12 protein-coding genes are annotated in these 11,910 nt (G+C 37.3%); 8 read left to right on the top strand and 4 right to left on the bottom strand.

Translation table 11 applies throughout. The features are described 5' to 3' along the window. The first annotated feature begins 45 nt into the window (after nt 1-45). Nucleotides 46-909 carry a neutral zinc metallopeptidase gene (locus tag ACLMCG_RS12645; RefSeq protein ID WP_413959802.1) on the top strand — a complete coding sequence of 288 codons (864 nt, stop codon included), beginning with the start codon at nt 46-48 and terminating at the stop codon, nt 907-909. Nucleotides 910-973: 64 nt separating this feature from the next. On the opposite strand, the gene ACLMCG_RS12640 is transcribed toward ACLMCG_RS12645, so the two are convergent. Beyond that, a complete protein-coding gene (locus tag ACLMCG_RS12640) occupies nt 974-1,837 on the bottom strand; it encodes a GLPGLI family protein (protein WP_413959801.1) in 864 nt (287 codons plus the stop codon). Between the two features lie 12 nt (nt 1,838-1,849). After that, nucleotides 1,850-2,788 carry a GLPGLI family protein gene (locus ACLMCG_RS12635; protein ID WP_413959800.1) on the bottom strand — a complete coding sequence of 313 codons (939 nt, stop codon included), beginning with the start codon at nt 2,786-2,788 and terminating at the stop codon, nt 1,850-1,852. 213 nt (nt 2,789-3,001) lie between these two features. Here ACLMCG_RS12635 and ACLMCG_RS12630 point away from each other — a divergent pair, with 213 nt between their 5' ends. The 5 genes from ACLMCG_RS12630 to sufD all read left to right on the top strand — a co-directional run bounded on the left by ACLMCG_RS12630 (nt 3,002) and on the right by sufD (nt 7,611). Further along, nucleotides 3,002-3,331 (top strand): HesB/IscA family protein, encoded by a 330-nt coding sequence (locus ACLMCG_RS12630; RefSeq protein WP_027372006.1) that lies wholly within the window; start codon nt 3,002-3,004, stop codon nt 3,329-3,331. Nucleotides 3,332-3,413: 82 nt separating this feature from the next. Next, on the top strand, nt 3,414-4,862 hold the full coding sequence (gene sufB / locus ACLMCG_RS12625) for a Fe-S cluster assembly protein SufB (protein WP_047422168.1): 1,449 nt from the start codon (nt 3,414-3,416) through the stop codon (nt 4,860-4,862). 7 nt (nt 4,863-4,869) lie between these two features. Further along, nucleotides 4,870-5,373 carry a GNAT family N-acetyltransferase gene (locus ACLMCG_RS12620; RefSeq protein ID WP_413959799.1) on the top strand — a complete coding sequence of 168 codons (504 nt, stop codon included), beginning with the start codon at nt 4,870-4,872 and terminating at the stop codon, nt 5,371-5,373. A gap of 18 nt (nt 5,374-5,391) precedes the next feature. Next, on the top strand, nt 5,392-6,135 hold the full coding sequence (gene sufC, locus ACLMCG_RS12615; protein WP_047376159.1) for a Fe-S cluster assembly ATPase SufC: 744 nt from the start codon (nt 5,392-5,394) through the stop codon (nt 6,133-6,135). 141 nt (nt 6,136-6,276) lie between these two features. Next, nucleotides 6,277-7,611 carry a Fe-S cluster assembly protein SufD gene (gene sufD, locus ACLMCG_RS12610; RefSeq protein WP_374200527.1) on the top strand — a complete coding sequence of 445 codons (1,335 nt, stop codon included), beginning with the start codon at nt 6,277-6,279 and terminating at the stop codon, nt 7,609-7,611. 71 nt (nt 7,612-7,682) lie between these two features. On the opposite strand, the gene ACLMCG_RS12605 is transcribed toward sufD, so the two are convergent. Both ACLMCG_RS12605 and ACLMCG_RS12600 read right to left on the bottom strand, forming a co-directional pair. Continuing rightward, on the bottom strand, nt 7,683-8,606 hold the full coding sequence (locus tag ACLMCG_RS12605; RefSeq protein WP_223598319.1) for a DUF3078 domain-containing protein: 924 nt from the start codon (nt 8,604-8,606) through the stop codon (nt 7,683-7,685). 226 nt (nt 8,607-8,832) lie between these two features. Then, a complete protein-coding gene (locus ACLMCG_RS12600) occupies nt 8,833-9,759 on the bottom strand; it encodes a DUF3078 domain-containing protein (RefSeq protein WP_413959798.1) in 927 nt (308 codons plus the stop codon). Nucleotides 9,760-9,996: 237 nt separating this feature from the next. On the opposite strand from ACLMCG_RS12600, the gene ACLMCG_RS12595 reads away from it, so the two are divergent. Continuing rightward, complete coding sequence (locus ACLMCG_RS12595; RefSeq protein ID WP_213277661.1) at nt 9,997-10,764, top strand: rhomboid family intramembrane serine protease; 768 nt, start codon at nt 9,997-9,999, stop codon at nt 10,762-10,764. Nucleotides 10,765-10,797: 33 nt separating this feature from the next. After that, nucleotides 10,798-11,907: a DNA-processing protein DprA gene (dprA, locus tag ACLMCG_RS12590; RefSeq protein WP_413959797.1), complete on the top strand. Its 1,110-nt coding sequence runs from the start codon at nt 10,798-10,800 to the stop codon at nt 11,905-11,907. The last annotated feature ends 3 nt before the right edge of the window (nt 11,908-11,910 follow it).

The raw sequence follows: 11,910 nt of genomic DNA, 5'->3' as shown, positions 1-11,910 counted from the left end.
ATAGTTTGGCATAAAATATTTAAATTAACGAATAAATTTATTACTATGAAATGGACAGACGACAGAGGCGGAAACGTTGATGACCGCCGTGGTTCCGGAGGAGGAAGTGGTGGTATGATCGTAGGCGGAGGACTTGGAACTTTAATTATAGCAGCCATTGTATTCTTTTTGGGAGGTGATCCATCCGGTATTTTAAATTCCGGCAGTATACAGCCTTCCGGAAATTCCGGAGAACAGAGAGAGCTTACAACTGGTGAAAAACAAATCGGGGAAATGGTAAAAATGATGGATGCATGGAATAGCCAGACCTGGAATCAGATTTTCACTGAAAACGGAATGACCTATACAGATCCGGGTATTGTTCTTTTTGAAAATACAACTTCTTCAGCATGTGGTACAGCTCAATCTGCCATGGGACCATTCTATTGTCCGGCAGATCAGAAGGTATATATGGATATGAGTTTTTTCGGTGAGCTTCAGCAAAAATTCGGGGCGAAAGTAACTGAATTTACGGTAGCTTATGTTCTTGCCCACGAAGTAGGACACCATGTTCAGACTCTTTTAGGAACCACTCAAAAAGTAGATGCGTTAAGAAGAAGCGGAAGATATTCTGAAGAACAAATGAACAGAGTATCTGTGGCTACAGAATTACAGGCTGATTTCTATGCCGGAGTTTGGGCAAAGAGAACCAATGACAGTAAGCATATACTGGAACCTGGAGACATTGAGTCTGCCATAGATGCTGCAGAAGCCGTTGGAGACGATAACATTCAGAAAAGAGGCCAGGGATATGTTAATCAGGAAAGCTTCACTCACGGATCATCTGCACAGCGTAAAGAATGGTTTATGAAAGGTTACAACACCGGAGATATCAGACAGGGAGATACTTTCAACCAATTATTAAAATAGTTTATCAGAATTATTCAGATTATACAAAATAAAATGCGGCCTTACTTTAAGGCCGCATTTTTATTTATTGCAATTCGATTGGATTAGAATTTTTCTTAGCTTCTTCCTTTACTCTTTCTTCCATTCTTTTCCTCATGTCCGCAGGGTTCTGATTTCCTCCACCGCCTCCCGGGCCTCTTCCTCCTCCCACTCTCACAGTAGTCGAGAATCCACCTTGTCCGCCACCTCCTTGACTCATAAATGACATTGGATCTGTTTTGAATTTCTGCTGCTGCTTTAAATAATCTGCTCTTTTCACTTTTAATGTATTTCCAAACTGATTTAAAGCAGGGAGTTCGGCAATCTTATAGTTTTTCATTAAATCAAAAGAATAATCTCCTTTATCATCTTCCACTTTTACGATCAGTCCCGGAAGCCCTCCGAACTTGTAAGGCCCATCCTGATAAGGAAGATCTGTTGTAAACCACGCTGTCCATTTTCTTCCTCCAAAATCAGTCTCAGCCTTCTGAACTTTATACTCGCCTATTTTTCTCGTTTCTGATTCAATTTTCCAGTTCAGCGGCCTGTCCTCTTCATACGAATAGATATCACGGCCAATTCTGTCTTTGAAATAGGTCTTTTGATTGGTCTTATCCTTTTCCACGGAATAGTTGATATTCGTTCTCAGACTTTCCATCTGATCTCTGTTGATACTTCCTCTACCGCCGCCGCCCTGAAAGGCTTTTTGCATGATAGAGTCTCTTTTGATTCTGTTTTCAGAATAAAACACAGATTTTTCCGGAGAAATATCCAGATAAGCATTTTCAGTCTTGATGTCTGTTTTATTTTCTGCATCAGGCTTCATAGTCACCTGATACACAAACCTGTTAGTTTGTGCAGAAACATTCTGTATGAAGAGTGCCAATGCGATAATACCTAATTTTTTCATTTATATTTTTATTTATTTTAATTCAATTGGATTCTGATCTATACTTCCGGTAAAAGAATGGTTTTCTGCAGAAGAATTCTGCTGCATAGGGAAACTTTGATTTTCGTTACCCATTCCCCGATGCATTCCACCACCTCCATGGCCGCCACTTCTCATTCCGCCTCCGTTCATACCACCGCTGTGTCTTCCTCCGGCATTTATATTTCCACTTCCTGTATTTCCGGCTAGAGCTTTTCTGTTTTTACCAAACTCCAGTTCCAATGCAGCTTTATCACCATGAAAATTAACTCTTGTGCTTTGTTTAGCATCGGAATTTAACTGTTCTTCAAAAGCATTTTTAACGGTAATTTTTTTAACAAGATCAAATTTATAGTCTCCTTTGTCATCTTCCAGCTTCACTATCAATCCCGGTAATCCTGAGAATTTATAAGGTCCGTCAGACAGAGGAATTTCATTTGTAAACCAGGCGGTCCAGACTCTGCCGCCAAATTCGGCAACTGCTTTTTGAGCCGGATACCCGTTTTGTTTATCAACTATATCTGTTACATTCCATTTTACAGGTCTGTCTTCCTGATAGTAAATTTGTTTTCCGGCTGCCTTTTCATAATAATACACTTTCTGTTCCGGAATACTCTTAGTAATAAAATATTCAAAGAAAGTAGGTTCAAAATTTTTCTTGCCTTCCAACTTTGATAAATCTTTTTCCTCTTTTTTATCATTTTCTTTCGCTTCTGGTCTTAGAGAAATAAAAAGAGAGTCTCTTTTCAATTTATTTTCACTGATAAATAAAGATCTTTCTCCTTTTACATCCAGAAAAGTCCTTTCGCTTTTCATGCTAACCAGATTGATAGAATCCGGGTTTACCAGCGTTTCATAAACATATCTTGTGGTCTGTCCGTAAGACACTGCAGTGAGAAACAACACAAAAAAAGCAGTTATTTTTTGTTTCATTACCAATTTTATTTATAGATATGAAATACGTTTCAAGGTTAAAATGAGAAATGAAATCTTCACATAAGCATAACAATTTTATCTAATTTTAACAGAAATAACCCTTTTCAATCTTGCTATTAATATCAGAATCATTAAAATAGATATCTTCGATTTGAGATTGCGGAAATTAGTTCGTATTTTTGCATCATTAAATCATTCTAAATAAATACAATGATAAAAGTATCAGACTATGCAAAGGAGAAAGCCATTCAGTTGATGACTGAAGATGGTTTTAACCCTGCTGAAGATTATATAAGAGTAGGGGTAAAAAGCGGCGGATGCTCTGGTTTAGAGTATGTTTTAAAGTTTGATAACCAAAAAACAGACACAGATCAGATATTTGAAGATAATAACATCAAAATTATTATAGATAAAAAATCCATCCTTTATTTGGCAGGAACAACTCTTGAGTATTCAGGAGGATTGAACGGAAAAGGGTTTGTATTTAACAACCCGAATGCATCCAGAACATGTGGATGTGGAGAATCATTTAGTCTTTAAGAAAAGGCCTTAGATCCTAGAGTTCAGATCTCAGAATCATTCTGAATTTTGAAATCTAAAATCTGAAATCTAAAAAAAAGTAATGAGTAAATATACAGAAGACGATTTAAGAGTCGATCTAGAAAATAAAAAATATGAATTCGGTTGGGAAACCAAAATTGATTACGAAGATTTCCCGATCGGTTTAAATGAGGATATCATCCGTGCCATCTCTGCTAAAAAAGAAGAGCCGGAATGGATGACTGAATGGCGTTTGGAATCTTTCAAAATCTGGTTGAAAATGGTAGAGCCTAACTGGGCAAATATCAAATATGAAAAACCGGATTTTCAAGCAATCCGTTACTATGCTGCTCCTAAAGTAAAGCCGGAGCTGGCTAGTCTTGACGAGGTAGATCCTGAATTATTGAAAACATTTGCAAAATTAGGGATCAATATCGAAGAGCAGAAAAGACTTTCAGGAGTTGCTGTAGATATCGTAATGGACTCAATTTCTGTGAAAACTACTTTCCAGGATACATTGGCAGAAAAAGGAATTATTTTCTGTTCAATTTCTGAGGCCATTAAAAACCACCCTGATTTAGTAAGAAAATATCTTGGAAAAGTAGTTCCGAGAGGAGATAATTTCTATGCAGCATTGAATTCCGCAGTATTCTCTGACGGAAGTTTCTGTTATATTCCTAAAGGAGTAAAATGCCCAATGGAGCTTTCCACTTATTTCCGTATCAACCAGGCAGGAACAGGACAGTTTGAAAGAACGCTTCTTGTAGCTGATGAGGGAAGTTACGTTTCTTATCTTGAAGGCTGTACAGCACCATCAAGAGATGAGAACCAGCTTCACGCAGCGGTAGTGGAACTTATCGCTTTAGATGGAGCTGAGATCAAGTATTCTACCGTTCAGAACTGGTATCCTGGTAATGAAGAAGGTAAAGGAGGGGTATTCAACTTTGTAACGAAAAGAGGACTTTGCGAAAGAAATGCAAAAATCTCATGGACACAGGTAGAAACAGGTTCAGCAGTAACATGGAAATATCCGTCTTGTATTCTTAAAGGTGATAATTCTATCGGAGAGTTCTACTCTATCGCTGTAACGAATAACCACCAGTATGCAGATACAGGAACAAAAATGATCCACATTGGAAAGAATACCAAATCAACGATCATTTCTAAAGGTATTTCTGCAGGAAAATCTCAAAACTCATACAGAGGGCAGGTAAAAGTAATGCCTTCAGCAAAAGGGGCAAGAAACTTCTCTCAATGTGACTCTTTATTGATGGGTAATGAATGTGGTGCCCACACTTTCCCTTATATTGAAATCAAAGATCCTACGGCACAGTTAGAGCACGAGGCAACGACTTCAAAAATTGGAGAAGATCAGATTTTCTACTGTAACCAGAGAGGTATTGATACGGAAAGAGCAATTGCCTTGATCGTAAATGGTTTCAGTAAAGAAGTTTTAAACAAGCTTCCAATGGAATTTGCTATTGAAGCACAGAAATTACTTGAGATTTCATTAGAAGGATCAGTAGGATAAAATAAATATGGTAGTTACAGAGAGATTAATTTTAAGAAAACCTGCAAAAGAAGATTTTGAACGTTTCTTTGAAATTAATCACGACCCTGAAACCAATATTCATAACCCAAGCGGACCCATGAGCTTTGAAAAAGCAGAAAATACATTTACAAAAATGCTTGATCATTGGGACAGCCATCATTTTGGAAGCTGGGCTATTGCTGAAAAGGAAAGCCCTGAAAATATAATAGGTTTTGGAGGACTGAGCTACAAACTCTACGGAGATAAAGAAAAATTGAATTTAGGCTATCGTTTTGCTTCCCAGGCATGGGGGAAGGGATATGCCACAGAATTCACAAAGAAAGCTATAGATTTTGGCTTTAAGGAGAACAATGAGGAAATATTCGCAATCGTTCGTCCTACCAATATAGCTTCTGTTAAAGTTTTGGAAAAGGCAGGTATGATCAAAATCCGGACTCTTAATGATGTTCCTGGTCAACCTGAAAGTTTAGTATATAGAATTCAAAAATAATTTGTTTAAGCAAATAAAATGTTAGAAATTAAAAACCTTCACGCCAAAATTGAAGATGGCGCAGAAATATTAAAAGGTATTAATCTTGAAATAAAGCCAGGCGAAGTTCACGCTATCATGGGGCCGAACGGAGCCGGGAAATCTACCCTTTCTTCTGTAATCGCAGGAAAAGAAGATTACGAAGTGACTGGTGGAGAAATTCTTTTCCAGGGAGAAGACATCAGTGAAGACGCTCCTGAAGATAGAGCACACAAAGGAATTTTCCTTTCTTTCCAATATCCAGTGGAAATTCCGGGAGTTTCTGTAACGAACTTTATCAAGGCTGCTTTAAACGAAACAAGAAAAGCAAATGGATTGGAAGAAATGCCTGCAAAAGAAATGCTTGCATTAATCCGTGAAAAATCTGAAAAACTAGGCATCAAGAAAGATTTCCTTTCAAGATCATTAAACGAGGGATTCTCCGGAGGTGAAAAGAAAAGAAACGAAATCTTCCAGATGATGATGCTTAATCCTAAATTAGCTATCCTTGATGAGACTGATTCAGGATTGGATATCGATGCTTTAAGAATCGTAGCAGATGGAGTAAACCACTTTAAAAATGAAGGAAATGCAGTTCTTTTGATTACGCACTATCAAAGATTGCTTAACTATATTCAACCTGACTTCGTTCACGTTCTAGCAGATGGAAAAATCATCAAAACCGGTGATAAATCTTTAGCATTAGAGCTTGAAGAAAAAGGTTACGACTGGCTTCTTAACTAAGAAGAATATATTATTTCAGAGATTAAAATTTTTAGCAATCATTCATTCGTGAAGCCTGTCAAAATAAAGAATCTCTACTATTAAAAATTGGATTCCCTATTCCTCGGAATAACAATATTTTAGTTCAAAAAAAAAGAAAAAATGGTGCAAACCACAGATATACCAGTAATGGCATTAAAAGAACAACTTACAGAGAACCATAATGAATTTTTGGAGAGTCTTCGTCACAGATTTCTGGATGATGAAAGAAAAGCAGCTCTTCAGAGATTTGCAGACCTTGGTTTTCCTACTAAAAAAGACGAAGAATATAAATATACCAATCTAAAGGAAATCACGGAAAAAAGCTACAACTTCTTCCCGAAAGAGAACCACAATATCACTAAGGAGCAGTTTGATGAATTGCACCTTGGGGAAGAAAATTTTGATTGGATTGTTTTTGTAAACGGTAAACTTCACAAAGAGCTTTCTAAAGTTTCTATTGAAAATGTAGAATTTCTTTCATTCAACTATGCATTAAACGATGAGAAGCATAAAGAGGTTTTTGAAAAATATTTCAATACGATTGCTTCTAAAGAACAGGCTTTTACTAACCTGAACCTTGCTTATTGCAAATATGGATTCTTCCTTAAGGTTCCTAAAAATGTAGTGATTGAAAAACCAATCCACGTTTTCTATATTTCTCAAAATCAGGAGGAAAACACATTCTACAATACAAGAAATCTTTTGATTGTAGAAGAAGGAGCCAAAGTAGAAGTGATTGAAAGCCACCATAATTTTGACAGCACGTATGTATTGACAAACTCTGTAACGGAGATCTTTACTTATCCGAATGCAAAAGCAGACTGGCACAAACTTCAGAATGACAACAACACAACCTATCTTATCGACAGTACTTTCGCAAGACAGGAGAAAGACAGCTTAACTACTGTAAATACGTTCTCTTTCGGAGGTAAACTGGTAAGAAATAACCTTGATTTTATTCATAATGGGTCAAATATCAATTCATTCATGAACGGAATCACAATCATCGGGAAAGATCAGCTCGTAGACCACCATACGGCGGTTCACCATAATTTCCCGAACTGTGAAAGTTATCAGAATTATAAAGGAATCTTCGATGGTAATGCCCACGGAGTTTTCAACGGAAAAGTTTTTGTAGATAAAATTGCGCAGAAGACAAACGCTTATCAGCAAAACAATAACGTGTTACTAAGTGAGGGGGCAAGTATTGATACAAAACCTCAGTTGGAGATCTTTGCAGATGATGTAAAATGTTCTCACGGATGTACGGTAGGCCAGCTGAATGAAGATGCTTTATTCTATCTGAGAGCAAGAGGAATCTCTAAAAAAGAAGCTCAGGCATTACTTTTATATGCTTTCGCAAATGATGCCATGCAGAACATTGATATTGAGCCTCTAAAGGAAAAAATTTCTAAGCTATTGGCTGAAAAACTAGGAGTAGATATAGAATTCTAAGACTTATATATATTGATACGAAAAAGCACTTCTTTTTGAAGTGCTTTTTTTTATTTCTTACGAGTTCTCTCTTATTTCTTTAACCAGCCTTGGTTATCCTTATTATCCGAACGTTTCTTACCATTATCAAAATTATAAGCCAGACCTACGCCCAACGTCTGCTTCAACTGTGTCTTCCAGATCTGATTGTGGTCATACAGAAGATCCAGGGTAATATTGGATGAAATATATTTATTGATCTTCATATTTAAAACCGCTCCGTAAGCCAGTACCAATCTATCAGGATGATCCAGATAATTTGAAAATACTGACGCTGTATTCGTCAGATTAATATTCTCCATGATTTTGATCTTATAGATGGCTGTTCCAAGAAAACCGAACTGGAAAAGTGATGAATCACCATCATTTTTAAGGCCATACGTTCCGGCAGTCTGGAGATCCTTGTCTAAAACAAAAGTCCATCTCGCATTAGCAGGACGCAATGTTACGGTCAGATTATCATTAGGACGGTAAGTAACCCCTGCACCTACATTTAAATATCCGGGAGCCATGAAATTGGAAATCTTTTTAGCATCAGGATTGTTTCCATCTTCATATCCCGGAGCAAACTGAGTCTGAAGGCCTGCTCCTGCGGAGAAATACCAGCTTTCGGCAAATTTTCTACCATAGTTTGTAGAAAGGTTGATAACATCCTGAGTTTTTCTCACTCCTGTTCCCTGGGTATTATTCTGTCCATAACCCAGAATAATGATATTTTCCCAAAGATCTTTCCCCTTCTCATAAGTCAGGTTGTAATTGACACCGGCAAGCCATCCTACGTTGTTGGCTCCACCACCTACCCAGTTTGAAAAGGCAGCCTGATTAAGCATTAATGTATTTTGTCCCTGAATAGACCAGGCTTTAACGGTGTCTGCTGCAGGAGCATCTGTTTTAGTTTCTTGCGCCAAAGCTATCGCTCCAAAAGAAATGGAACCGATCAATAAAAGTTTTTTCATAATGTCGATTTATTACAAATGTATAAATAATAATCTACGTCAGAAGAAAATTCACTTTAAAATGAATTTAACATAGTTGATTTTTCGCTTATAATACAATGAAAACAAATCATTTAAACAAAACTCTATTACACCCCAAACTTAAGTCAACTTAAAACTACAGTATTTTCAAAACAAAAAACACCTCATTTCTGAAGTGTCTTTATATTAAAATTGATTTCTCATATTACTTTTTAATCCACCATTGACTGTCCTTACGATCAGAACGCTTCACACCATTATCAATGGTATAAGCGAACCCAATTCCAAGGGTTTGTTTCAGCTGCGTTTTCTCGATTTGGTTGTGATCATACAGTAAATCAACCGTCACATTGGATGAAATATATTTGTTGACTTTAAGGTTTAATAAAGCTCCGTAAGCAAGAACCAATCTGTCCGGGCGGTCAAGGTAATTCGAGAAAACCGAAGCCGTATTCGTCAGATAAATATCTTCCATTATTTTCAGCTTATAAATTGCTGTTCCCAGGAAACCGAACTGCAATAAGGAAGAGTCTCCATCACTTTTCAAACCATAGCTTCCTGCCATCTGAAGGTCCTTGTCCAGTACAAAGGTCCATCTGGCGTTGGTAGGACGCAAAGTTACCGTCAGATCATCATTCGGCCTATAGGTGATACCCATCCCGACGTTCAGGTAGCCCGGGGCCATAAAATTTGAGATCTTTTTGGCTTCAGGGTTGTTTCCATCTTCATATCCTGCAGCAAACTGTGATTGCAATCCCGCACCCAAAGAGAAATACCAGCTTTTTGAGAATTTTCGCCCATAATTGGTAGAAACGTTGATCACATCCTGCGTTTTTCTTATTCCCAATCCTTTGGTATCATTCTGTCCATACCCCAGAATAATGATATTCTCCCAGAGGTCGTTGTCTTTTTCATACGTCAGATTGTAATTGATCCCGGCAAGCCATCCTACGTTGTTGGCTCCACCTCCTACCCAGTTTGAAAAGGCAGCCTGATTGATCATTAATGTGTTTTTTCCTATCACCGACCAGTATTTTACTGTATCAGCCACAACAGAATCTTTCTTCAACTCTTCTTGTGCACTTGCATAAATCCCCATAAAAAAGGAAAGAATCAATAAAAACTTCTTCATTACTCAAATAATTTTCATTGCAAAAGTATTAATATAATTTTTTTTAAAGGTAAATTCAGCTTTAAAGAATGCTATTAATTACCTAACAATAAGATATCTCTATAAAATCAATGCCAAAATAATAAGTTTAAAAAATAAATTTGAAACCTTTTGTCTTAAAATCAGGTAGGTAGAAATTGATTCATCGACAAATTTTCCGAAATTTATCATTGGCTTTTGATTTGACGTAAAATCCTCATGTTTAAAAATGCAATTTCCAAAAGAGCGATTATATACCCTTTGCTGATGCTTTCTGCGATGTGGTTCGGGTATTTCTTACAAATGCAGGGCTTTTTTCAAAGCTGCTTTGGAGCGATCATTCCACTTTTGCCTGAAGGACTGCTCGGTATCGTTACCTCTCCTCTTTTGCATGGAAATATAGATCATATTATAGGAAACTCTATTCCGATAGCTGCTCTTATGTTTTTGCTCTATCAATTTTATCCTGTGGTTGCCAACAAAGTTTTTATTATCGGCTGGCTGGCAACAGGGCTTTTGGTGTGGCTTCTTCCTCCAATCGACATTCTCTCCGGTGAATATATGTACACATGTACAATCGGAGCCAGTGGTGTAGTGTATGTACTTGCCTTCTTCCTTTTTTTCAGCGGTGTATTTAAATGGAATACAAAACTTCTGACCATTTCCATGCTTGTTGTCCTGTATTATGGAAGTTTAGTCTGGGGAATGTTGCCGGAAGAGTTGTTTTATAACATGCAGGAGCCGAGTAAAATTTCGTGGCAGGCCCATCTTTCCGGAGCTGTAGTAGGAAGTATTATTGCATTTGCCTTCAAAAATGTTGGAGAAAAGAAGAAAAAATTTATTTGGGAATTTCCTAATTATTATAGTGAAAAGGATGATAAACTGTGGCAGGAATATAAAGAAAACCATCCGGAAGATTTTATGGAACTTCCGTATAAAAAAAGAGATGATATCTGGGATCATTTGGATGAATTGAGGAAGAGATAACACTTAATTCACTACATTTGAAAAAAAACACACATGATTTCCGAAGAATACTTATATGCAATCGCCCTCCGCGAATGCAGCCAGATAGGCGACATTCATTTTCATAAACTTGTCCGTACTTTTGGAAGTGCCCAGGAAGCCTGGAGAAGAGCAAAGAAAGAATACAAAAAGCTGGAAGGCATAGGACAAAAAACAGTTTCAGACATTGGGAATAATAAGCATTTGGAATCCGCAGAAGAAGAATTAAATTTTTGCGAAAAGAATAATATTCAGGTCAGGCTGAAACATCTTGGTGAAACACCTTTTCTGCTTAACGAATGTAATGATGCACCTGCTATTCTTTATCAAAAAGGAAACATTGATGATTCAATTTCAAAAGTCAGTATCGTCGGAACCAGAAATATGACGTCATATGGCCGGCAGTTTATTGAAGACTTGTTTGAAGCCTCTCAATCTTCTACTTATCTATCGGTAAGCGGCCTTGCTCTGGGAGTTGACAAAGAGGTTCATGAGCAGTCTATTCTTCATCAGAAACCTACAATAGCAGTCCTTGCACACGGCTTTCAATATTTATATCCGGCAAAAAACAGGAAGCTTTCTGAGAAAATCCTTCAGGAAGGAGGAGCATTAATCACAGAGTTCAGCTCTTCCCAAAAACCAGACCGCGAAAACTTCATTCAGAGAAATAGAATTGTGGCAGGAATGTCCCCCGCAACCATTGTAGTGGAAACCGGTTTTGGAGGAGGATCTGTAAGTACGGCCGCTTTTGCCAATGATTATAATAGGGACGTTTTTGCCCTTCCAGGGAAAATTACAGATCTCTGCAGCCAGGGATGTAATCAGCTGATTTTCCATAACAAAGCAACAGCCATTTCTACCATAAAAGATCTTATCGGTATGTTGGGGTTTAATGCTCCTAAAGAAAAAATTGGAGAGTTATTTCCTTATAGTGAGACCACAATACAACTTTCTGATAATCAACATTTAATATATAAATCAATTAAAGACCAGCCTCAGATTTCTTTGGATGATCTGTCCCAGAAAATTGAGCTTCCTACTCACAAAATCTTACCAATAATTTTGGAATTGGAACTTTTAGGGAAAGTAAAATCATTTTCCGGGAGGCAATTCATCGCAATTTAAGAT

It is taken from the genome of Chryseobacterium sp. S90 (genome assembly GCF_047444895.1).
Classification (GTDB): domain Bacteria; phylum Bacteroidota; class Bacteroidia; order Flavobacteriales; family Weeksellaceae; genus Chryseobacterium.
This window is presented reverse-complemented; position numbering and strand designations above follow the sequence as displayed.